Raw genomic sequence first — 23,158 nt, forward strand, 5'->3', positions numbered from 1 at the left:
GCCGGCCCACCTGCGCTCAGGGATCGAACCACAGAGTAACGGCAGCCATGGGAGCCCACGAAAGCCCGGGGTCCGGGGACCGGCTTGGTCCCCGGCGGAGAGGGGGTCCGGCGGGAGAGGCGGCGCCTCTCCCCCGGGGCAGCCACGAAGCGGAACGCACGTCCGGAAGGAGCATCCCGCCGCGCATCGGGCGCATGGCGCGGGCGATGTTTCTCCCGCTTGGTGCGCGCCGCGTGGCGACCTATCTCTCGCCGGATGACCCGCATCCTTCCGCCGACATGCTGCGCCTGACCGAGCTCCGCCTGCCCCTGGACCATCCCGAGCCAGCCCTGCGCGCCGCGCTGCTGCGCCGCCTCGGCGTGCCGGAGAAGGATCTGCTGGGCTTCACCGTGGCCCGGCGCGGCTATGACGCGCGCAAGAAGTCGCAGATCCTGCTGGTCTATACGCTGGATGTGGAGCTGCGGAACGCGGCCGCCGTGCTGCGGCGCTTTGCCGGGGACCACCATGTCGCCCCGGCGCCGGACACGCGCTACCGCTTCGTGGCGCGGGCGCCGGAGGGCTTCGCCAACCGCCCGGTGGTGATCGGCGCCGGCCCCTGCGGGCTGCTGGCCGGGCTGATCCTGGCCCAGATGGGCTTCCGCCCCATCATCCTGGAGCGCGGCAAGGTGGTGCGGGAACGCACCAAGGACACCTGGGCGCTCTGGCGCAAGTCGGTGCTGACGCCGGAAAGCAACGTGCAGTTCGGCGAGGGCGGGGCGGGCACCTTCTCCGACGGCAAGCTCTATTCCGGCATCAAGGACCCGCAGAATCTCGGCAGGAAGGTGCTGGAGGAATTCGTGAAGGCGGGGGCGCCGGAGGAGATCCTCTTCGTCTCCAAGCCGCATATCGGCACCTTCCGCCTCGTCACCATGGTGGAGAGCATCCGCGAGACCGTGGAATCCCTGGGCGGCGAATACCGCTTCGGCGCGCGGGTGGAGGATCTGGAGATCGAGACCGCCGCCGACGGCACGCGCCAGGTCCGCGGCGTGGTGCTTCAGGACGGCACGCGCCTGCGTGCCGACCATGTGGTGCTGGCCCTGGGCCACAGCGCCCGCGACACCTTCGCCATGCTGCACGATCGCGGCGTCTACATGGAGCCCAAGCCCTTCTCCCTCGGCGTGCGGATCGAGCATCCGCAGTCGCTGATCGACCGGGCCCGCTTCGGCCCCTTCGCCGGGCACAAGACGCTGGGGGCGGCGGATTACAAGCTGGTCCACCATGCCTCCAACGGCCGGGCGGTCTATTCCTTCTGCATGTGCCCCGGCGGGACGGTGGTGGCCGCGACCTCGGAGCCCGGCCGCGTCGTGACCAATGGCATGAGCCAGTATTCGCGGGCCGAGCGGAACGCCAATTCCGGCATCGTGGTCAGCATCAACCCCGAGGACTATCCCGGCGGGCCGCTGGCCGGCATCGCCTTCCAGCGCCACTGGGAGGAACTGGCCTTCCGGGCCGGCGGCGGCACCTATGCCGCCCCGGCGCAGCGCGTGGGCGATTTCCTGGCCGGGCGCCCCTCGACGGAGCTCGGCAGCGTCATCCCCTCCTACAGGCCCGGCGTGACGCCCACCGATCTCGCGCTCTGCCTGCCGGATTTCGCCGTGGCGGCGATCCGGGAGGCCCTGCCCGCCTTCGCGCGGCAGATCCCGGGCTTCGCCATGGAGGATGCGGTGATGACCGGGGTGGAAACGCGCACCTCCTCGCCGCTGCGCATCCGGCGCGGCGAGGATCTGCAGAGCCTGAACACCCGCGGCCTGTTCCCGGCCGGCGAGGGCGCGGGCTATGCCGGCGGCATCCTCTCCGCCGGGGTGGACGGAATCCGCATCGCCGAGGCGGTGGGGCGCAGCCTGGTGGGCGAGGCGGAAAGGCGGGCCGCCGCCTGAAACCCTGGCCCTCCCCTGGCCCTCCCCTGGCCCTCCCCTGGCACGGAATCCCGGAACCGGCGGCCAGGGCCGGGAAAATCGGACCTTTCTCGATCCTCCATCGGGATCCGGCCATAATCCTGCCGCCTGGCCCACCTAACCGGCCGGACCCGGAGAAAATCCCGGAAAGCCAGGAGGACCGCATGCCCACCCCGCCCCCCTCGTTGCCCTTGCCCATGCCCCGGCGGCGACGATCGATGCGCTGGAGAGCATGAGCCTGCGGCTGGCGGATGAGGTGGTCCAGCTCCGCATGCAGGCCAGCAGCCGGAGGGAGGAGCTGGCCGCCGAGAAGGCCCGCACGGCGGCCCAGGCGCGCGAGATCGCCGCCCTGCGGGAGGAGCTGGCGGCGCTGCGGGAAAAGCTGAGCGAGACGGAAACACGGCTGAACGTGGAGACCCTGCATGCCGAGGGGCTGCGGGCCCAGGGCCTCTACCTGGTCTCCCTCGGCACCGAGGCGCCGCGCGCCAGCGAGCCGAGCGGCCAGCACTATGCCGATGGCGAGGTGAAGACCCGGCTGGCGGTGGTCTATGAGGAAGCCTTCGATCGCAAAGGCCATGAGATGGGCATCGCCGACCCCTCCCAGTACCGGGCGGATTGATCCCCGGCCACCCCAACCATAACTGGCACAGGCCAGGGACAATACGCGCGGCCCCGCGGCGCGGAGCGGCCGCGATGCAAAACGGACAGGCCCCGCCCACGTTAGGGCCTGCGATTCGGATATGGCAGGTGGCTTGCGGGTGGGTAACATCAGGGCGATCAGACGATGGCGGCCGGCGATGCTGTCGGAGCGGACAGCGCTCCTGCAGCCCGGCCACAATCTCTGGACGCTGGCGCGCGCGCGGACCGGGCCACCCTGCTGACGGATGCCGCCCCCTACTACGGCGCGCTGCGGGAGGCGCTGCGCAAGGCCCGGCACAGCATCCACATCGTGGGCTGGGACATCGACAGCCGCACGCCTCTGGTCGGCCCTTCCGGCCGGGCGGAGGACGGTCTGCCGGAAACGCTCGGCCCCTTCCTGAGCGCCCTGGCCACGCGCAACCCCGGCCTCTCGGTCCGCCTCCTGCTGTGGGACTATTCCGTCCTCTACGCCATGGAGCGCGAGTTGCTGCCGGTGCTGGCGCTGCGCTGGAACACGCCGCCCAATGTCGAGCTCTGCCTGGACGACACCGTCCCCTTCGGCGCCTCGCACCACCAGAAGATCGTGGTGGTGGACGGCGCCATCGCCTTCGCCGGCGGGCTGGACCTGACCATCCGGCGCTGGGACACGGCGGAGCACGACCCGGACGACCCGCGGCGCGTCGATCCCGGCGGCACGCCCTACCCGCCCTTCCACGACGCGCAGATGCTGGTGGACGGCCCCGCCGCCGCCGCCCTGGCGGAGCTGGTGCGCCGCCGCTGGGAGCGTGGCGCCTGCGAGGCGCTGCCGCCCACCCCGCCGGCGTGGCACGATCTCTGGCCGGACGGGGTGGCGCCGGATTTCCGCGACATCGCCGTGGGCATCGCCCGCACCGAGCCCGCCACGGAGGATCGCGCCGGGCGCCGCCAGCCCGCCATCTGCGAGATCCGGCAGCTCTACCTCGACACCATCGCCACCGCGGAGCGCTGGATCTACGCCGAGAACCAGTTCCTCACCTGCGGCACCATCGCCCGCGCCTTCATCCGGCGCCTGAAGGAGCGACCGGAGCTCCAGATCCTGCTGGTCTGCCCGAAGACGCATCACACCTGGCTGGAACACCGCACCATGCTGGCCGGGCGCATCCGCTTCATGCGCGCCATCCGCCGCGCCGGCATGGGCGGGCGCGTCCGGCTGGTTTTCCCGCATGTGCGCGGAGCGGACCGAGCATGAGGTCATGGTGCATGCGAAGGTCATGATCATCGACGACCGGCTGCTGCGCGCCGGCTCCTCCAACCTCTGCAACCGCTCCATGGGCACGGACACGGAATGCGACCTGATCCTGGAGACCGGGGACGAGGCCGGTCGCATGGCGATGCGGCGCGTCCTGGGCCGCCTGCTTGGCGAGCATCTGGGCGTGCCGGCGGAAAGGGTCACGGCGGCCCTCGACGGGCATGGGTCGCTGTTCGCGGCGGTGGATGCCCTGAATGGCGGGGACCATTCCCTGCGCCCCATCGAGGATGGCGAGTTGAAGCGGCATGAGCGCGTGCCCACGCTGGAAGCGGCCGCCGACCCGCACCGCCCGATCGGGGCGGAGGAATTCTTCGCGGATTTCGCCGCCGGCAATCCCGGCGGCAGGCCCTGGCCGCTGTTGCTGAAGGCGCTGCTCGTCCTGGTGCCGGTCGCGGCCATCGGCCTGCTCTGGCGCTACACGCCGCTGGCGGATCTCGTCTCGCCCTCCGCCATCCGCGCCATGCTGGACGAGGGCGGCGGCTGGGGCCCCTTCGCCGCCATCGGCCTCTTCCTGCTGCTGGGCCTGCTGGCCTTTCCGGTCAACGTGCTGATCATCGCCACCGCCGCCGCCTTCGGCACCTGGCCGGGGCTGGGCTATGCCACCGGCGGCGCCATGCTCAGCGCCGCGGCCATGTACGCCATGGGCCGGCGCATGGGGCCGGACCTGCTGCGGCGTTTCCTGGGGCCGCGCATCAACCGCGTCCGCCAGGGCGTGGCGCGCAACGGCATCATGGCGGTCACCGCCATCCGCCTGCTGCCGGTGGCGCCCTTCACGCTGGTGAACCTGGTCGCCGGAGCGATGAAGATCCGCTTCTTCGACTACATGGCCGGCACCTTCCTGGGCCTGCTGCCGGGCGTGGTGCTGATGTCGGCGCTGGGCGACCGGATGACCCGCATCCTGGAGCATCCGACGGTGGAGAACTTGGCGCTGCTGCTGGGGCTGATGGTCGTCTGGGCCGGCGTTACCTGGGCCCTCCAGCGCCTCGTCCGGCACCTGCGGCACGAGGGCTGAGCTTGCCGCACCGCAAGGCCCCAGCGCCATCGCCCGCCCGCCCGGGTGGCCTGCGTGTCATGAGCTGGAACATCCATGCCGGCATCTGCCCCGCCGGGCGCTACGACCTCCACCGCGTCATCGCCCTGGTGCGGCGCCACGCGCCCGACCTGATCGCCTTGCAGGAGGTGGAAGGCCGCAACCGGCACGATGGCGAGGAACCCTTCCACCTGCTGCGGGAGGCGCTCGGCGGGCAGGCGGTCGAAGCCGCCACGATGCGCGAGGCCGGGGGCTGCTACGGCCACATGCTGATCAGCCGCCTGCCCCTGCGCGACGCGGCGGTGCATGACGCCTCCCTGCCGGGGCGCGAGCCGCGCGCTGTGATCTCGGCGGTGCTGGACCTGGCCGGCGGGCCGCTTCACGTCTTCTCGGCGCATTTCGGCCTCCAGGGGCGCGAAAGGCGGCATCAGGCGCGCATCCTGGCCGGGCTGGCGCGGCAGGTGGAAGGCCCCGCCCTGGCCATGGGCGATTTCAACGAATGGAGCTGGCGCGGTGCCGTGGACCGCGCCTTTCTCGGCATCCTTCCGGTCCGCACGCGGGAACGGACCTTCCCGGTGCGGCGGCCGCTGCTTTCGCTGGACCGGATCTACGGCCGCCCGCGCCATCTCCTGCGCCGGAGCTGGACCGACCCCGCCGCCCGGGAAGCCTCCGACCACCTGCCCGTCCTGGCGGAGATCGAGTGGCCGGGCGGATAGCCCCTTCCCGCCAGGGTGGTGGGATGGGGCGTCAGCGTTCCTCGGACACCCGGTCCCGCGTCTCGTCGGCGATGCGGAAGGGCGGCTCGGGCGTCGCGGTCACGTAGCGCATCTCCGGCGCCCCGGCGTCCTGCTCGTCCTCCTGTTCCGCCGCGACGTCGCGCGACGGCAGGCGGTCACTGGCCAGCCGCTCGAAGCGGCCCACCAGTTGCGGCGCGTCCAGGATCATGCGCTGGAAATCCGCGGCGCTCAGCTCCAGCAGGTGGCAGAAGCTGGTGGCGCGGGCGCGCGCCTTGCGGCGGCCGCCATGGATCAGTTCGTGCTCGCCGAAGAACTCGTTCGGGCCCAGCCGGACCTCCTGGCCGTCCTGCACGAACTCGACCTCGCCGGAGCTGATGAAATAGACGGAATGCGCCTTCTGCCCCGGGCGGTAGATGCGCTCGCCCGGCACGGTGAAGCGCACCGTCATGCTGATGGCGATGTCGTGCAGCACCGCCTCCTGCAACCCGATGAAGACGGGGAAATCCTTGATCCGCGTGTCGAGCCCGGATTGCAGGTTGAACTTCAGCGGCCGGCCGATATGGCGCCGCGCCTCCTCCAGCGAACGGCTCAGCTCCTCGTAGAGCTCCTCGCCGATCAGGGATTCGTTGCGCAGGCTGGCATATTCGTCCGCCTCCTGCCGCAGCCCGATCTGGCGCAGCATCCGGCTCTCCAGCGCCTCGGCATAGCCGGGGTATTGCAGGCGCAGCGTGTCCATCGCGTCGGCCAGCAGATCCTCCCGCCGCCCGACGATGTCGCCCACCACCTCGGTCACGCGGGTGCCCAGCACCGGCTCCATGCGGCGCCGCATGAAGCGCGACATGGCGGCGGAGACGAGATGCGTGAGCAGCAGAGTCTCGAAACGCTCGGCCATGCAGTGCATCAGTGGCGTGTCGATGCGGAAGTTCCGGTGCAGCCACTGCGCCGCCTGGAAGCGCAGCGTCGGCCGCAGCCGCCGCCGCGCCGCCTGGATATAGCCGAGCCGCCCCTCGGCACGGGCGCCGTCGATCATGCTTTCCGCGGTCCAGAGCAGGTTCTCCATGACCCGGCGGGACAGGCCCTGGTCCTTGAAGATCTCCAGCAGGATGGCGCGTTCCTGCGAGGCATAGGTGATCAGGCCCAGCGTCACCCGGTCGCGGTCGCCGATGGCGGTGTCGAAGGTGTTGGCGGCGGTCTCGACCTTCACCCGCCGCTCGTACATGTCGAGCACATGGGCGCAGGCCTGGGGCGAGAAGCCGAAGTCGCGCGCCGTGTCGCGCAGCCGGTCGCGCACCTCGCCCAGGCCGATGGCGACCACCTGGTTGCGCAGCGCCTGATCGGTGGGCGAGAGCTGGTCGAGCTTCAGCGCCCGCACCAGGAAGCGCAGCGTGGTGCCGTTCACCAGCAGGGTGAAGAGCACGTAGCCGGTGGCCAGGATGGTGATGAAGCGCTGCGTCGCCGCCGGCACGCCGTAATGCTCGGTCACCGACAGCGCCAGCGCCAGGGTGATGGCACCACGCAGCCCGCCCCAGAGGATGGTGACCTTGAAGCGGATCGGGATGCGCTGCGAGATGCCGAGCCAGCGCAGGATCGGCAGCAGGCCGAACAGCACCAGGGCCCGGGCCACGGTCGCGGCCAGCACCACCACGCCGATCAGCACCAGATCCCACTGCGTCAGGCCGAGCAGCAGCCGCGGCACCAGCATCGAGGCCAGCACGAAGACCAGCGAGCTGGCCCAGAAGGCGAGCTGCCCCCAGACATCGGTGAGGTAGGACCAGCTCTGCGGCCGGAAGGTGGAGGGGCCGATGGCGCTGACCGTCAGGCCCGCCGCCGCCGCCGCCACCACGCCGGAGGCGCCCAGCACCTCGTCGCAGAGGATATAGGCGAAATAGGGCAGCGCGAGCGTCATCGTCACCTCCGCCGCGCGGTTGCCGCCCAGCACCGGCACGGCGAAGAGCATGACCCGCGCGAAGAGGAAGCCGACCGCCAGCCCCTCGACGAAGGAGACCACCAGCGTCACGCCCCCGGCCAGCCAGTCCGGATCGTGATGCCCGACGATCTGGGCCAGCAGGATGGTGAAGATCGAGATCGCCGCCGCGTCGTTCAGCAGGCTCTCGCCCTCCACCAGCCGGGTCAGCCGGCTGTCGGCACCGATATCGCGGAAGACGCCGACCACCGCCGAGGGATCGGTGGTGGCGACGATGGCGCCCAGCAGCAGGCAGGAGGCCAGCGGCACGCCCGCGATGGGGGCCAGCGCGAAGCCGATCGCCGCCGTGGTCACCAGCACCGCCACCACCGCCAGCACCAGCACCGGCGCCGCGTCCCGCGCCAGGCGCCGCACGTCGATGGACAGCGCGCCGTGGAAGACCAGCATCGGCAGAAAGATGAAGAGGAAGACCTCCGCATTCACCGGGAAGTTGATCAGCGTGCCGGCGACATCGTCGATCGCCTTGTTCACCCGCTGTTCCATCAGATAGGCGGCACCGCCGCCCAGCACGGTTCCGACCACCGCCAGAAGCACCGTGTCGGAGACCATCAGGCGCTTCGCCAGGGGCTGTACGGCGCTCACCACCACCAGGAGCGCGGCGATGGCCAGGAGGATATGGGGCAGGTCGATCAGCATCAGCGGCAGCTTCTACCCGATGCGGTGAGGAAATGTGACGGAATGCGGCATCGTCATGGCGCGGGCCGTCCGGCCGCCTCCCCGGTGGAAAGCGGGTCATGGCATCGCCGGGTCTCAGGAATATGTCGGAACCTTTGCCGCCCGGCGTTTTTTTTGCAACGCGACATCACCGGGCGGTGGGCGGCCCGGCCCAGGTCATCCAGCCCTCCCCGCACCGTCCCTGGCACAGCCCCTTGGCACAGCCCCTTGGCACAGCATTGTCACGCACGCGTCCCAGCATGGCGGCGCCTTCCGGCTTGCGGGCCGGGGCCGGGTGGCACATGTAAAAGACATGCTCCCAGCCTCGTGGCACCGGCCGGCCCTGGCCCCCGCCCTGCGCCCGCAGGGCCGTGCTTCCTTCCATCCCCCGGCCTCGCCCCTTTCCTGTCTCCGCGTCCATGAAGCTCCCCTCGGACAGCCACTCGGCCCGCCATATCCTGCGCCGCATCCGCGATGCCCGGCGCGGTCACAGGACGGCGCACCACGCCCATCCGGGGGAGGCGCCGGATGGGCTGACCCTCCGCGTCGCCTCCTACAACGTGCACAAATGCGTGGGCCGGGACGGCCGCTTCGACCCGCAGCGCATCGCGGCGGTGATCGGGGAGATGGATGCCGATCTCGTGGCGATCCAGGAGGCCGACCGCCGCTTCGGCCGCCGCTACGGGTTGCTCGATGCCGCCACGCTGCGGCGGGAAAGCGGGCTGCACCTGCTGCAGGTCTCCGACCTGCCGGACGGGCATGGCTGGCACGGCAACGCCATCCTGCTGCGGGAGGGCACGCCGCTACGCCTGCACCGGCTCGCCCTGCCCGGGGCGGAGCCGCGCGGCGCGGTGATCGCGGAGCTGGACCTGCCGGTGGGGCGGCTCCGCGTGGTGGCCGCCCATTTCGGCCTCCTCCGCAACTGCCGCATGCGCCAGGGCGCTGCCATCCTGCGCAACATCACGGAGGGCGAGACCATGCCCACCCTCATGATGGGAGACCTGAACGAATGGCGGCCCGGACGGCGTTCGGCACTGCGTTCGCTGGAACCCTTCTTCGGCCCGATGGAGGAGGGCCCGGCCAGCTTCCCGACCCGGATGCCGGTGCTCTCGCTGGACCGCATCCTGGGCTGGCCGAACGGCCTGGTGCATTCGGTGCAGGCCCATGACACCCCCCTCTCCCGCGTCGCCTCCGACCATCTGCCGCTGAAGGCCCTGCTGCGCTTCGACGGGCTGGACGGCGCCGCTGATGCGGACGCCGCCCGGCTCGCGGGCGTGGCCTGACCACCATGGAAACCGCCCGGACCCTTTCGCGGCCACGAAGGAGCCTCCTGACGCGCTGGCGCGCGGCGCCGCCGACGCTGGACGAGGCGGTGGACGAGGCGCTGCGCCGGATCGGCGCCGACACCGGCACGACGCTGGTGGCCAATGGGCTGGAGGCTTTCGGCCTGCGCGCCGCCAGCGCCCGCGCCGCCACGCGCAGCCTGGACCTGCAGTACTACGCCTGGCACGACGGCATCACCGGCCGCCTGCTGGCGCGGGAGATCCTGCACGCGGCCGACCGGGGCGTGCATGTGCGCCTGCTGCTGGACGACAGTTGCGTGCTGGACGAGGATTCCGCCGCCCCGCTGCTCTGCCGGCTGGGGGCGGAGCATCCCTCCATCGAGGTGCGCGTCTTCAACGCGCATCGCTGGCGCTTCCTGGGCCGGCTCGGCTTCGGGCTGGAACTGCTGTTCAGCCGGGGGCAGCTCAACCACCGCATGCACAACAAGTCCTGGATCGCCGATGGGCGCCTCTCGATCCTGGGCGGCCGCAACATCGGCGACGAGTATTTCGACGCCTCCGGCAATTTCAACTTCCGCGACCTCGACATCGCCGTGGCCGGCGGGGCCTCCCGCCAGGCGGTGACCCAGTTCGAACGGTACTGGAACCACCGGCTGGCCCGGCGCGGCCGCTGCTGCGACACGCCGGAAAGCCTGGAGGCGCTGCGCCACCGCCTCGACGCGGATGCCCGCTCCGCCGAGGCGCAGCCCTATCTCGAACGCGTCCGCGCCTCTCTGGAACGTGACATCCTGCACGGCTATGCCAGCCTGCTGCCGACCCAGGATGTCGAAGTCGCGGCCGACCCGCCGGACAAGGCGACCGGCGAGGAAGTGCCGGGCCGGCTGGTCACCGCCATCGACGCGGCGCTGCAGGGCACGGAGCGCGAGGCGCTGCTGATCTCCCCCTATTTCGTGCCGGGCGAGGCGGGGGCCCAGGCGCTGATCGGCATGCTCCGCCGTGGCGTGCGGGTCCGGGTGATCACCAATTCCCTGGCCGCCACCGATGTCGTGGCGGTGCATGGCGGCTACTCCCGCTACCGCCGCAGGCTGCTCAAGGAGGGGCTGGAGATCTACGAGCTGAAGCGCAGCGGGCGGGAGGATGCCGGCGTGCTGGGCTCCAAGGGCGCCAGCCTGCACACCAAGGCCTTCGTGCTCGACCGCGAGCAGCTCTTCGTCGGCTCCTTCAACCTCGACCCGCGCTCGGCCAACCTGAACACCGAGATGGGCGCCTTCGTCCGCCACCCCCAGCTAGCGGAGCGGTTGCGGCGGGAGTTCCGCCGCCTCTCCTCGCCCCGGCGCAGCTACCACCTCGGCCTGCGGCACGGCCTCATGATTTGGATCGACGAAAGACCGGATGGCCGCCGCCGCGTCCAGCACACGGAACCGGATGCAAGCTGGCAGCGCCGCCTCCTGGCCCAGCTCGTGCGCTGGCTGCCGGTGGAAAGCCAGCTCTGATCCGGTGACGGGGCGACGTCCGACGTTGCGCTGTCCCGGGGGCCGGCGAAGCGCCAGGACTGAACAGACCTATCGCAGCCGGACCACCCGGCGGCTGGGCGTTTCCCGCAGGGTCCGGTCGGCATAGGTGCCACGCACCGCCTCGCGGCCGCCATGGCGCAGCAGGTCCAGCACCATGGCGCTGTGCAGGAAGCCAAGATGGCTGAAGGCCTGCGGGAAGTTGCCGAGGAAGGTGCCGTCCTCGGCGATCTCCTCGGGAAAGAGGCCGACATCGTTGGCCAGGGCGCGCAGTGCGTCGAAGCGCTGCCGCGCCTCCTCCTCCCGCCCCAGCCAGGCCAGGGCATCGACCAGCCAGAAGGCGCAGAGCAGGAAGGTGCCCTCATGCCCCGGCAACCCATCCTCGGTCTTGTAGCGATAGACCAGGGCACCGTGGCCGAGCTGCCGGATGATCTCGTCCACGGTGCGGCCGAACACCGCTTCCTCCACGGGAAAGCCCAGCATCGGCGCCAGCAGGACCGAGGCATCCACGGCATCGCTGCCGAAGCTCTGGGTCAGGTAGCCGCCCTGCGGATGCACGCCGGGCCCGTTCACCTCCGCCACGATGGCATCCCGCGCCGTGCTCCATTCCGCCCTGTCGCCGAGCAGGTGGATGGCGCGGTCCAGCGCCACCCAGTTCATCAGCGCCGCGTGCAGATAGCGCGTCGGCGGCAGGCGTGGCTCCCAGAGGCCGTTATCGGGCTCCCGCCAGACCCCGGCCACGTAATCCGCCACGCGGGCGATCTGCGCGCGCGCCTCCTCGCCAAGCTCCCCGCCCAGCCGGGTACGGAGATGAACGAGGTCCAGGAGCTGCCCATAGACATCGGCCTGGTGCTGGTCCGCCGCGCCATTGCCCTCGCGCACCGGGGCACTGCCGCACCAGCCCTCGAAATGCGCGATCTCGCGCTCCTCCAGCCCGTCGCCGCGCCCATCGATGGCATAGAGGGGCCGCAGCCCGCCATCGTCGCGCATGGAAAGCCGCCGGACGAAGCCGAAGAAACGCTCCGATTCCTCCACATGCCCGAACTTCTTCAGCGCATAGAAGGCGAGACAGGAATCGCGCAGCCAGCAGAACCGGTAGTCCCAGTTCCGCACGCCGCCGATTTCCTCCGGGAGAGAGGTGGTGGGGGCGGCCACCAGGGCGCCGCTGGGCTCGTAGGTCAGCGCCTTCAGCACCAGCGCGCTGCGCACGAGGTCGTCCTTCAGCGGGCCGTCATAGGTGCGGATGCCGGACCAGGAGACCCAGCCCTGCCGCGCCCGCTCCAGCCGGTCATAGACATCCTCCCGGTCCTCCTCCAGGGCGGCGCCGGCGCGGAACAGACGGAAGGCGGCATGCCCGCCGCCGGCCAGGGTGAAGCTGGCCACCGCGCTGCCGTCTTCCAGCCCGAGCGGCTCGTCGGATAGCAGGCTGGGGCAGCCCTCGGCCATGGCCCGGTGCCCCTCCACCCGCAGGAGCGGAAATTCCGTGGCGAAGCCGGGCAGCGGCCGGAAGCAAAGGCGGAAGCGCAGCCGGCCGGAGACGCCGCTCAGGACCCGCACCAGTTCCGGCCCCGGCGCGCCCTCCCCTTGGGGCTGCAGCATCAGGTCGATCAGCCGGGCCATGCCGGAGGCCGTGGCGAAGGTGGTTTCCAGGATGTTGGTCTGCGGCAGGTAGGAGCGGCTGACCTCGAACTCCTCCTCCGGCCGGAGCTCGAAGAAGCCGCCACGCCGCCGGTCCATCAGGCGGGAGAAGACCGGCGGTGCGTCGAAGCGTTCCAGGCAGCACCAGTCGATCGCGCCATCCCGCGCCACCAGCGCGGCGCCGTGGCAGTTGCCGATCAGCGCATAGTCCTCGATCGGCTGGTAGGGACGGGTGCCATCATCGGGCTGGGGCGGAAGCGACGGGCTCAAGGGGTGGGTCGGTCCTCGGCGGCAGGCGTGGGATGGGCCCGGACCGGATCGCCCCTTCAGGGCTTCCAGCGGGAGGTGGCCGGATCGTTCCACGACAACTCGGTCCTGGCCAGACCGCTGCCCCGTCTCGCGGGCTGTTGATCCCGCCCGCGGCTTTCCCGTGCCTCAGGCCCCTTCCCGCCTCCAGGCCAGGACGGCCACGCCCAGCACCATCGCCAGAGCCAGCCAGGGCGGCAGCAGGGCCGTCGCGGAGAGCCCCGTCACCGTATGGTCCTCGTTGCGGCGCAGGCCGATCCAGCCCGGCCCGGCGGCGTCGCGCCCGGCGGCGACGCGGCGGATATCCGGCAGTTGCGGCTCCGCCCCCGTGCCCAGCCAGCGCACCGCCCCGCCCGTGGCGCGGGCCAGCGGCTCCACCGGCCCGGGGTCGGCGCGCAGGTCGGCGATCTCCAGGGGGTTGGGCGCGGCGGCGGCGGCATAGGCGGTGCGCTGCCCGTCGCTCGCCTGCCAGACACCCGGCTGCTCCGCCGGCATCTCCACCACCGAGCGGCCGCCGCCCGCCGCGCGGGCCGGGTGGCGCGTCACCGTGCCGTCCGGGGCGGTGACGGCGATCTCGGGCGGCGGCGCATCCGCCACGCTGCGGCGGGTCACGGTCAGCCGCCCTTCGGAGACGCTGGCGGTGAGGTCCTCCTCCTCCAGCTCCGGCTCGCGCATCGACCAGTGGGCGACGCGGCGCAGCAGCTCCGCCTGTGGCCCGCCGCCATCATGCCCGCGCGCCCAGAGCCAGATATGGTCGGAAAGCAGCAGCGCGACCCGCCCCTCCCCGACCCGGTCCAGGATCATCAGCGGGCTGCCATCCGGCGTGTCCATCACCGTGGTGCCGGAGCGCGGCTCCGCCCGCATGTAGCGGTACCAGCGGCCCCAGCTCTGCGCCTGCGTGCCGGCATTGGCGCCGGGCAGTCCCTCGGTCACCGGATGGCGCTGCCCGGCATCGGTGACATGGGCACGGAAGGGGCCGTCCACCTCGGCCTCGTTGCCGCCGCGCGGCGCCGTGGCGAAGCCGAAGTTCAGCCCGTTGCCGAAACCCGCCCCGCCCCCCAGCGGCGGCCGCACCGGCAGCACCTGCCCCAGCGGCGTCAGCGCGAGGCTGGTCGGCCCGCTGAATTCCGGCCCCACCGAGAGCAGCAGGGCGCCGCCGCCGCGCACGTAGTCGGCGATGTTGCGCAGGTATTGCGGCGGCAGGAAGCCGCGGTTGCTGAAGCGGTCGAAGACGATCAGGTCGAAGTCGCGCAGCCGCTGCTGGAACAGCTCCCGCACCGGGAAGGCGATCAGCGCCAGCTCGTTCAGCGGCGTGTTGTCGTCCTTCTCCGGCGGGCGGAGGATGGTGAAGTGGACGAGGTCCACATTCGGGTCGGCCTTCAGCAGCCGCCGCCAGGTGCGTTCCCCGGCATGCGGCTCGCCCGAGACGAGGAGGACGCGCAGCCGCTCCCGCACCCCGTTGATCGTCACCACCGCGCGGTTGTTCAGGGTGGAGACCTCGCCCGGCCGCTCCTCGGCCGAGACCTCGACCACGGTCGGGCCGCCGCGCTCGATCGGCACGGTGATGCGGTGCTCGCGGCCCAGCGGCACGCTTTCCACGCGCGGCGCGGCGCCGTCGCGGCGGATGGTCAGGCGCACCGCGCCATTCGCCTCGGCGGCCCCCCGGGCCAGGCCGAGATCCTCCGCCACCACGCGCAGGTCCACCGACCGGCCGACGATGCCGAAGCCCGGGGCCTCGATCACCCGCAGGCGCCGGTCCACCTCGCCGAGCCGCCCGGCCAGCAGGGCGTGGAAGGGCGCGTCGAGGGCGGCACCGCCATTGGGGCTGGGCGGGGGGATGTCATGGACCTGCCCGTCGGTCAGGGCGATGATGCCGGCGAGGCGCGCGCGCGGGATCTCGGCCAGGGCGGTCTCGATGGCGCTGTAGAGCCGCGTGCCCCGGTTGCCGCCCTCCTCCACGGTGATGCTGCGGACCTCCAGGTCCGGGATGCGGCCGAGGCGCGCCTCCAGCACCTCCCGCGCCCGGGCGAGCTGCGCCTCCCGCCCGCCGATCCGCGTGCTGGCGCTATGGTCCAGCACCACCAAAGCGATGTCGGGCCGGGTCTCCCGCGTCTCGGTGACGAGGCGGGGATTGGCCAGGGCGCCCAGGATCAGGGCGAAGGCGGCGGCGCGCCACCAGGCGCCGCGCGCCCGCCGCCAGAGCGCCAGCGCCGTGGCGAGGACGGCCAGCACCGCCAGCGCGGCCAGCAGCCAGGGCGGCAGGATCGGGGCGAGGTCGATGCCGGAAAGGGTTTGCTGCGAAAGGGTCTGCTGCATGCGCTACTGCCCCAGCCGTTCGAGGATGGCCGGAACATGCACCTGATCACCCTTGTAGTTGCCGGTGAGGGCGTAGATCACGAGGTTCACCCCGAAGCGGTAGGCCAGCACCCGCTGCCGCGCCCCGCCGGGCACCACGGCATAGGGGTTGTTGCCGCGTGCATCGACCGCCCAGGCCGAGGCCCAGTCGGCGCCGCCGATGATGGCGGGGCTGACGCTGTCATTGGCGCGGTCCACGTCGCGCGCCACCCAGACCGTGCCGCCGGCCCAGCGCCCCGGCACCTCGGACAGCAGGTAGAAGGCGCGGCGCAGCACATGGTCCTCCGGCAGCGGCGCGAGGGGCGGGATGTCCAGGTTCCGCGTCACCCGGCGCAGCGCTTCCTTGGCGCCGGGTGCCATGCCCTCGCCCGAGCCCTCGTCGCGCGTGTCGAAGAGCACGATGCCGCCATTGCGCATGAAGCCGTTCACCGCCTCCGCCGCACGGTCGTCGAGATCGCCCGCATCGGGCGAGACCGGCCAGTAGAGCAGCGGGTAGAAGGAGAGGTCGTCCACCCCCGGGCGCACCGCCGCGGGCTCGGCCAGGCTCGCCGCCGTCCGGCGGTTCACATAGTCCGACAGCCCCGCGAGGCCGGCGCGCGAGACCTCGTCCAGCGCCGCGTCGCCGGTGACGACATAGGCGAGGCGGGTGGCCAGGGCCGGGGCCTCCTCCGCATCCCCAGCAACGGCGCGTCCTTGCCCTCCCCCTTGCGCCCCCCTTGCGCCCCCCTTGCGCCCAGGCAGGCGCCGCCCAGGCCAGCGGCAGCAGGAGAGCCAGCATCGCGGCCCGGCGGCTCACGCGCCCCGCCCCGCCCTCGCGCCCCAGCAGCCCGCGCTGCACCAGCGACAGCACCAGATCCACCGCCAGCAGCAGCAGCGCCGCCGCCAGCAGCCAGGGGCCGAGATCGCGCTCCACCGGTACGCCGCCCAGCAGCAGGCTGCGTGCCCCGGCCGGCGGCGGCGGGGCCGGGACGAGGGCCGGGACATGGGTGGACAGGTTCAGCGCCCGGCGCTCGCCCCCCTCGCCCGGCGTGCCGTACCAGCCCGGCGGATGGGCCGGGCCGGGCAGCGTGGCCGCGAGGTCCCGCGCCACGATGGCGGTGGCGGTGGCCGGGGCGGGGCCCAGATGGCCGAAGCCATCCATCGTCTCGATCGGGGCGAGGCGCGCCGTGCCCTCGGCCTCCACCACGCCGGAGGACAGTGCGACCAGCCGCCGCAGCATGTCCACGAACAGGCCGGACAGCGGCAGGTCGGACCAGTCGGCATTGGCCGTCACATGCACCAGCACGATCCGCCCCGCGCCGCGCCCCAGCCCCGTGACCAGCGGCGTGCCGTCGGCCAGCGCCGCCCAGGTCCGCTCGCTCAGGCGCGGGGCCGGCTCGGCCAGCACCTGGGTGCGGATGGTGACCTCGGGCGGCACGGCGAGGCCGGTGAAGGGCGAGTTGTCGGGGAAGGCGGCCAGGGGCTGCGGCTTCTCCCAGGACAGCGAGCCGCCGAGCTGCCTTTCCCCCGCCCGCAGCGTGACCGGCAGCAGGGGATCGGGATGTTCCGCCATGCGCGGCCCGGCGAAGCGCAGCAGCAGCCCGCCCTGTTCCACGAAGCGGGTGACAGCCTGCACCTCCCGCGCCTCGGTCAGCGGATAGTCGGCCAGGACCAGCACGGCCAGCTTGCGGGACAGCAGCGTCTCCAGCGAGCCGCGCCGCACCTCCACGAAAGGCTGCAGGGCGCGGTCCAGATAGAAGAGCGCGCCGGTCAGCGGCGTGTCGGCGGCGCCGTCCCCGGCCAGCAGGCCGACGGGGCGGCGGCGGAAGCGCTCGTCCAGCAGCACGGAGCCGGCGGCACCGGTCTCGCCCTCCAGCTCCAGACGCACCACCTGCTCGCGGATCTCCAGCGGCAGTTCCAGCGCGCCCTCGGCCCTGTCGGCCCCGGCGGGGATGGCGACGGTCGCACGGGCCAGGGTGCGGCCATCGGCGGTGCGTGCCAGCACCGCCGCCTCCCCGGGCGAGGCGGAAGGGGTCTGGCGGATGGTCAGATGCAGCCGGTCGGCCTCCGCCACCGGCGGCGGCAGGATGCGCGTGGGCAAGGCAGGGTCGCGCCCCGCCACGGTGAGCGGCCCCATCGCCGCCAGCGCCTCGGCCAGCACCGAATCGCCGCTGGCATGGGTCAGCCCATCGGTGATGAAGAGCGAGGCAGCCTGCCCGCCATTCGCCTGCCGCCAGGAGGCCAGGGCCGCGGCCGCTGCCGCGCGGTCCGGCGCCCAGGGCTGCGGCCGCAGCGCGGCGAGGCGGGTCGCGGCCTCCCGCGCCGGCATCGGTGCGGTGGGCGCCGGGGGCTGCCCGTCCGGGGAGGGCGTGGTGGCGAGCAGGGCGGCCGGGCGGTCGTCGCGCCCCGCCGCCTCCAGCGCCGCGCGGGCCGTGGCCATGCGCTGCGGCCAGTCGGCGGCCGAGGGCCAGCCATTGTCGATGGCGATCAGCAGCGGCCCCTGCCCGCCCGCCCCCGCCGCCGCGTCCCAGATCGGCCGCGCAAGCCCCAGCACGATCAGCGCCGCCGCGGCGAGGCGCAGGAGCAGCAGCCACCAGGGAGTACGGGCGGGCGTCTCCTCCGCCACCGGCAGGTCGCGCAGCAGGCGCGTGGGCGGGAAGGATTGCCGCCTCGGGGAAGGCGGCGTGACGCGCAGCAGCCACCAGAGCAGCGGCAGGGCCGGCAGGGCGAGCAGCAGCCAGGGGGCGGCGAAGAGCAGGGGACCGAAATTCATGCGCCGCCCCGCCCTCCGCCCCGGATCGGAGCCAGGGCCTGCCAGAGGGCGAGGAGTGCTGCCTCCGGCGGCTGGTCGGTGCGGTGGACGAGCAGGTTCCAGCCGGCGGCGCGGGCGATGGTGGCCAGGCCGTCGCGATGCGCCGCCAGGCGCTCGGCATAGAGATCGCGGATACCTTCGACGCGCGGGACCAGCGTGGCGTCACCTCCGGACAGGGCCTCGAACCGCACCCGTCCGGCAAAGGGCAGGCTTTCCTCCGCCGGATCGAGCACCTGCACCAGATGGCCATGCACGCCCTGTGCCGCCAGGGCCGAGACGGCGCTCCGCGTTTCCTCCAGCGGTGCCAGGAAATCGCCGAACAGCACGGCGCGGGCGTGGCGCGGCAGGCGCTGGTCGCGCGGCGGGCCGGTGTGGCGCGACAGTGCCTCGGCCAGGACCGGCAGGGCACCGCGCCCCGCCAGGGTACGGACGGGGCCGCGCCCGTCGCCGAAAAGGCGCAGCCGCTCGCCGCCGCGCAGCAGCAGGGCCCCCAGGGCCAGCAGCAGAAGCTCCGCCCGCTCCCGCTTCGTGATGCGGCCGGGGCTGCCGGACCAGTCCATGCCCGGCCCCGCGTCGCGCCAGAGGCCAACGGTCTGGGCGGCCTCCCATTCCGTCTCCCGCACGAAGAGCCGGTCGGCCTTGGCGCTCTGCCGCCAGTCCATGCGCGTCACGCTGTCGCCGGTGACGAAGGGGCGGAACTGCCAGAAGGCGTCGCCCTGCCCCGGGCGGCGGCGGCCGTGCACGCCCTGCATCACCGTGGCGGCGACGCGCTCGGCGGCGACCAGCAGCGGCGGCAGCGCCCCGGCGGCGACCTCGGCGCGGGCGGCACGGTCCGTGGCGGCGGCATGGCGCCCACCGGGGTCCCGTCCGGGGCTGGGGCCGTTGCCCCCTGAGGCGGGGCTTCCGGAGCGGAACAGGCCGAACGCCACCCGGTCAGCCGATCCCGGCGCGCAGGGCGGCGATCACCTCCGGCAGCCGGACCCCATCCGCCCGCGCGGCGAAGCTGAGCGCGAGGCGGTGCCGCAGCACCGGCTCGCAGAGCGCCGCCACATCGTCCAGCGAGGGGGAAAGCCGCCCGTCCAGCAGCGCCCGGGCGCGGGTGGCCAGCATCAGCGCCTGGGCGGCGCGCGGGCCGGGGCCATAGGCGAGGTGACGGCTGATCTCGCCGCCCTCCGGGCCGGGCCGGGCGCCCCGCACCAGGTCCAGGATCGCGTCCAGCACCTTCTCGCCCACGGGGATGCGGCGCACCAGCGCCTGCGCGGCCAGCAGCTCGCCCGGCGAGAGCACGGCGACCGCCTTCTCCTCCGCCGCGCCGGTGGTGGCGAGCAGCATGGCCCGCTCGGCGGCGGCATCCGGGTAGCCGACCTCGACCTCCATCAGGAAGCGGTCGAGCTGCGCCTCCGGCAGGGGATAGGTGCCCTCCTGCTCGATCGGGTTCTGCGTGGCCAGCACATGGAAGGGCGAGGGCAGGTCCATCACCTGGCCGGCCACGGCCACCTTCCGCTCCTGCATCGCCTGGAGCAGGGCGGACTGGGTGCGGGGCGAGGCGCGGTTGATCTCGTCCGCCATCAGCAACTGGCAGAAGACCGGCCCCTTGATGAAGCGGAAGGCGCGGCGGCCGCGGTTCTCTCCCTCATGGGCCTCCTCCAGCACCTCGGAGCCCAGGATGTCGGCCGGCATCAGGTCCGGGGTGAACTGCACCCGCCGGGCATCCATGCCCAGCACGATGGCCAGGGTCTCCACCAGCTTGGTCTTGCCGAGGCCCGGCACGCCCACCAGCAGCACATGGCCGCCGGAGATCAGGCTGGTGAGCACCTGCTCCACCACCTCCTCCTGGCCCAGGATCACCCGCCCCACGGCCTCGCGCGCCCGGCCCAGCCGGTCGGCCAATATCTCCGCCTGCGCCATCAGCGCGGCACCGTCCTCGCCATTTTGCGAGCGGGGATCGCCGTGCACCACTTCCACCATGCCTTCCCCTCTCCCTATATGCACCCCCGCCGGGCAAGGTTGGACGGACCTTTCCGGCTGTGGATGTTCAGTCGTCACGGCATGGATCAGCCTATGACCCTAGCGGCGCGCGAGGAAACAACGAAACCGCTACCCCCGGTGACATTCCGTAAGCGGGACTGCGGCGATTTCGACATGAGGATCGCCCGCGACGGCACCTGGCATTATCGCGGATCGCCGATCGGACGGAAGGAGCTGGTCTGCCTTTTCGCCAGTGTTCTCAAGCGCCTGCCCGATGGCGGCTATGTCCTGGAGACGCCCGCCGAACGGGGGCGGATCGCGGTGGACGACGCCCCCTTCGTGGCGGTCGAGATGTGCTGGCGGGACTGCGACTGCGAGGGCCATGGCGTGAAGCTGCAATGCGTGAGCTTCCGCACCAACCTGGACGAGGTGGTGACCGCCGGGCCGGAGCACCCGATCCGCGTGGAGACAGACCCCGAGACCGGCGAGCCCAGCCCCTATGTGCTGATCCGCCCCGGGCTGGAGGCCCGCATCAGCCGCCCCGTCTTCTACGAGATGGTCGCCCTGGCCGAGACCGAGGTGATCGACGGCCGCCGCGTGCTTGGCGTCTGGAGCAAGGGTATGTTCTTCCCGGTGGGCGACCATCCGGAGGAAGAGGCGGGCGAATTGAGAGGATGGCTGGGACGAGGACAGCCCCGCCGGGTGATGGATGATGGCTTGCCGGCCCCCTCCCGCCCTCCCCTTCCGCCCGGGAGATCGCCCGCCGCCTGACGGCGGCCCTGGCGCCGGGGCGGATGCCGCCCCTCTATCCCAGCACCACGCCCGACAGCACTGGCCTGCCCGAGGAGCTGGACGCGCCGCCCCCGCCCGAGGAGACCGAACCCGGGACCGGCCTGCGCCGCGCCGCCGTCCTGGTGCCCGTGTTGCTCGGCGAGGCCCCCTCGGTGATGCTGACCCTGCGCGCGGCCACGCTCTCCGCCCATGCCGGGCAGGTGGCGCTGCCCGGTGGGCGGATCGAGGCAGGCGAGACGCCCGAGGCCGCCGCCCTGCGCGAGGCCGCCGAGGAGGTCGGGCTCGACCCGCGCCTGCCGCACCTCCTGGGCCGGCTGCCGCCGCATGTGACCGGCACGGGCTATCACGTCGTGCCGGTGGTGGCCCTGCTGCACCCGCCCTTCACCGTGACGCCGGACCCTTCGGAAGTGGCGGAGATCTTCGAATACCCGGTGGCCCGCCTGCTCGACCCGGCGCAGCCGGAACGGCGGAACCGCCTCGTCGAGGGGCGGGAGCGCGCCTTCTGGGTCTGGCCGCATGAGCGGCACCTCGTCTGGGGCGCCACGGCGGCGATCCTGCGCAACCTCGCTTTGGTCCTGCGCGGCTGATGCTGCTTCGCCTCGTCCCCCTTCTGCTCTTCCTGGCGCCCTTCGCCGGCTTCCTGCTCTGGCGCCAGCTCCGGCCGCGCGGGGTGCCGGGACAGCCGGACCTGCCCTGGCCCTTCCTCGCCCTGGCCGGGGCCGGGCTGGCCCTGGCGGTGGCGGGGCTGGTGGCCTATGGCCTGTCCCGCCGGATGGAACAGGGCAGCACCTATGTGCCGGCGAGGCTCGCGCCGGATGGCCGGATCGAACGTGGCCATGCCGGGCCGCCGCGCTAGCGCCCCCTCACCCACCATCCGGACGGACCGGAGCCTCCCATGCGCCCGCCTGATTCGATCCTCCCCGAAGCGCCTCCCGGAGCACCCGGCGATGCCCCGCATGCGCGGGTGCCGCCCCCGGAACGGCTGACCCGGGGCGCCCCCTGGCAGTGCTGCGGGCGCTGCCGGGCTCGCGCGCCGTGGGCGGCTGTGTGCGCGACGCGCTGGCGGGGCGGCCGATCGCCGATGTGGATGTCGGCGTGCCCCTGCCGCCCGGGGAGGCCGTGCCTCTGCTGCGCTCCGCCGGGCTGAAGGTGGTGGAGACCGGCCTCGCCCATGGCACCGTGACCGCCATCGGCGGCGGGGAGCCGGTGGAGGTGACCAGCCTGCGCCGCGACGTCACCACCGACGGCCGCCATGCCGAGGTGGAATGGACCGCCGACTGGCGCGAGGACGCGGCCCGCCGCGACTTCACCATCAACGCCATGTCGATGGATGCGGAGGGGAACCTCTGGGACTGGTTCGGCGGGCGGACGGACCTCGCCGCCGGGGTGGTGCGCTTCGTGGGCGACCCGGCGACGCGGCTGCGGGAGGACTACCTGCGCGCCCTGCGCTTCTTCCGCTTCCAGGCCCGCTACGGCACCGGCGCGCCGGATGCGGCGGCGCTGGCGGCGATCCGCGAGGCGGTGCCGGGGCTGGCGCGCCTGTCCGCCGAGCGGGTCTGGAGCGAGCTGAAGCGTCTCCTGGCCGCGCCCGACCCCACCGGCGCGCTGCTGCCGATGCTGGATTCCGGCGTGCTGGCCGCGATCCTGCCCGAGGCGGTGCCCTCCCCCTCTGAACTGGCCACGATGGCGGACCGCATCGCCGCCCTGCGGCACGGCATCGGAGCCGGCCTGCCGCCCGACCCGGTGCTGCGCCTCGCCGCCCTGCTCTCCCCCGCGGCGCGCGGTGCCGGCGTGCGGATTGCGCGGCGCCTGCGCTTCTCCAACGAGGAGCGGGACGTGCTGGCCGGGCTGGTGGACCAGACCTTCCCGGTGGAGCCGGCGCCGGACGACGACGCCCTGCGCCGCTGGCTGTCCCGGCCCGGGGACGCCGGGGCGCCACTCCGCGAGGCCTGGCTGGCCGAGTTGCGCGACGGGCGGGACCGCTCGGCCCTGCGGGCGCGGATGGCGGCGATGCCGGTTCCCCGATTCCCGCTCCAGGGCCGCGACGCCCTGGCCATGGGTGTGCCGCCGGGGCCACAGCTCGGGCGGATGCTGCGGGCGGTGGAGGACTGGTGGCGAGAGGGAGGCTGCCGGGCGGATGCCGGGGCCTGCCGCGCGCGATTGACGGAACTGATGAAGGATATCACGGAAGGCCACTGGCCGTCCGGCCAAGGGCGCGCATAAGCGCCCCTCCACCGTCAGAGAGCCT

At 72.9% G+C, this 23,158-nt stretch carries 17 protein-coding genes and 1 pseudogene; 11 read left to right on the plus strand and 7 right to left on the minus strand.

The annotated features are described in order from the left end of the window. Nucleotides 1-278 precede the first annotated feature (278 nt). The 5 genes from MVG78_RS18940 (at nucleotide 279) to MVG78_RS18960 (ending at nucleotide 5,607) form a co-directional block, all read left to right on the plus strand. Nucleotides 279-1,916, plus strand: a complete 1,638-nt coding sequence (locus MVG78_RS18940) for an NAD(P)/FAD-dependent oxidoreductase (protein ID WP_247560531.1) — start codon at nucleotides 279-281, stop codon at nucleotides 1,914-1,916. A gap of 250 nt (nucleotides 1,917-2,166) precedes the next feature. Next, nucleotides 2,167-2,553 (plus strand): hypothetical protein, encoded by a 387-nt coding sequence (locus tag MVG78_RS18945; protein ID WP_247555480.1) that lies wholly within the window; start codon nucleotides 2,167-2,169, stop codon nucleotides 2,551-2,553. Nucleotides 2,554-2,718: 165 nt separating this feature from the next. Then, on the plus strand, nucleotides 2,719-3,801 hold the full coding sequence (locus tag MVG78_RS18950) for a phospholipase D-like domain-containing protein (protein WP_247555483.1): 1,083 nt from the start codon (nucleotides 2,719-2,721) through the stop codon (nucleotides 3,799-3,801). 4 nt (nucleotides 3,802-3,805) lie between these two features. After that, nucleotides 3,806-4,873 (plus strand): VTT domain-containing protein, encoded by a 1,068-nt coding sequence (locus MVG78_RS18955; protein WP_247555486.1) that lies wholly within the window; start codon nucleotides 3,806-3,808, stop codon nucleotides 4,871-4,873. Between the two features lie 59 nt (nucleotides 4,874-4,932). Continuing rightward, nucleotides 4,933-5,607: an endonuclease/exonuclease/phosphatase family protein gene (locus tag MVG78_RS18960; RefSeq protein WP_247555506.1), complete on the plus strand. Its 675-nt coding sequence runs from the start codon at nucleotides 4,933-4,935 to the stop codon at nucleotides 5,605-5,607. Nucleotides 5,608-5,638: 31 nt separating this feature from the next. Here the strand turns inward: MVG78_RS18960 and MVG78_RS18965 are convergent, their stop codons facing one another. Further along, nucleotides 5,639-8,248, minus strand: a complete 2,610-nt coding sequence (locus tag MVG78_RS18965; RefSeq protein WP_247555509.1) for a cation:proton antiporter — start codon at nucleotides 8,246-8,248, stop codon at nucleotides 5,639-5,641. A gap of 437 nt (nucleotides 8,249-8,685) precedes the next feature. Between MVG78_RS18965 and MVG78_RS18970 the strand changes: the two genes are divergently transcribed. Continuing rightward, nucleotides 8,686-9,549, plus strand: a complete 864-nt coding sequence (locus MVG78_RS18970) for an endonuclease/exonuclease/phosphatase family protein (protein WP_247555531.1) — start codon at nucleotides 8,686-8,688, stop codon at nucleotides 9,547-9,549. A 5-nt stretch (nucleotides 9,550-9,554) separates the two neighbouring features. Next, nucleotides 9,555-11,042, plus strand: coding sequence for a phospholipase D family protein (locus MVG78_RS18975; protein ID WP_247555535.1), 1,488 nt, complete (start codon nucleotides 9,555-9,557; stop codon nucleotides 11,040-11,042). A 69-nt stretch (nucleotides 11,043-11,111) separates the two neighbouring features. Here MVG78_RS18975 and MVG78_RS18980 read toward each other — a convergent pair whose 3' ends face one another. The 6 genes and pseudogenes from MVG78_RS18980 to MVG78_RS19005 form a co-directional block, all read right to left on the minus strand. After that, on the minus strand, nucleotides 11,112-12,968 hold the full coding sequence (locus MVG78_RS18980) for a glycoside hydrolase family 15 protein (RefSeq protein ID WP_247555537.1): 1,857 nt from the start codon (nucleotides 12,966-12,968) through the stop codon (nucleotides 11,112-11,114). A 165-nt stretch (nucleotides 12,969-13,133) separates the two neighbouring features. Further along, a complete protein-coding gene (locus tag MVG78_RS18985; RefSeq protein WP_247555540.1) occupies nucleotides 13,134-15,320 on the minus strand; it encodes a hypothetical protein in 2,187 nt (728 codons plus the stop codon). Nucleotides 15,321-15,323: 3 nt separating this feature from the next. Next, entirely contained in the window at nucleotides 15,324-16,100 is a 777-nt protein-coding gene (locus MVG78_RS18990; protein ID WP_345892891.1) for a DUF4159 domain-containing protein, read from the minus strand. A 1,819-nt stretch (nucleotides 16,101-17,919) separates the two neighbouring features. Then, a pseudogene (locus MVG78_RS18995) lies at nucleotides 17,920-18,111 on the minus strand (BatA domain-containing protein); the annotation flags it as partial. Next, a complete protein-coding gene (locus tag MVG78_RS19000) occupies nucleotides 18,108-19,079 on the minus strand; it encodes a DUF58 domain-containing protein (RefSeq protein WP_247555543.1) in 972 nt (323 codons plus the stop codon). The pseudogene MVG78_RS18995 and the gene MVG78_RS19000, both read right to left, overlap by 4 nt. 4 nt (nucleotides 19,080-19,083) lie before the next feature. Continuing rightward, the gene (locus MVG78_RS19005; RefSeq protein ID WP_247555546.1) at nucleotides 19,084-20,118 is read right to left on the minus strand and encodes an AAA family ATPase; all 1,035 of its coding nucleotides are present in this window, start codon (nucleotides 20,116-20,118) and stop codon (nucleotides 19,084-19,086) included. A 138-nt stretch (nucleotides 20,119-20,256) separates the two neighbouring features. On the opposite strand from MVG78_RS19005, the gene MVG78_RS19010 reads away from it, so the two are divergent. From MVG78_RS19010 to MVG78_RS19025, 4 genes are all read left to right on the plus strand, one after another. After that, entirely contained in the window at nucleotides 20,257-20,889 is a 633-nt protein-coding gene (locus tag MVG78_RS19010) for a DUF1285 domain-containing protein (protein WP_345892843.1), read from the plus strand. Between the two features lie 23 nt (nucleotides 20,890-20,912). Beyond that, nucleotides 20,913-21,497, plus strand: a complete 585-nt coding sequence (locus tag MVG78_RS19015; protein ID WP_247555548.1) for a CoA pyrophosphatase — start codon at nucleotides 20,913-20,915, stop codon at nucleotides 21,495-21,497. Next, nucleotides 21,497-21,766 (plus strand): hypothetical protein, encoded by a 270-nt coding sequence (locus MVG78_RS19020; RefSeq protein WP_247555551.1) that lies wholly within the window; start codon nucleotides 21,497-21,499, stop codon nucleotides 21,764-21,766. Before MVG78_RS19015 ends, MVG78_RS19020 begins: the two co-directional genes overlap by 1 nt. A gap of 149 nt (nucleotides 21,767-21,915) precedes the next feature. Beyond that, complete coding sequence (locus tag MVG78_RS19025; protein WP_247555553.1) at nucleotides 21,916-23,133, plus strand: CCA tRNA nucleotidyltransferase; 1,218 nt, start codon at nucleotides 21,916-21,918, stop codon at nucleotides 23,131-23,133. Nucleotides 23,134-23,158 lie beyond the last annotated feature (25 nt).

This window comes from Roseomonas gilardii subsp. gilardii (assembly GCF_023078375.1).
GTDB lineage: Bacteria > Pseudomonadota > Alphaproteobacteria > Acetobacterales > Acetobacteraceae > Roseomonas > Roseomonas gilardii.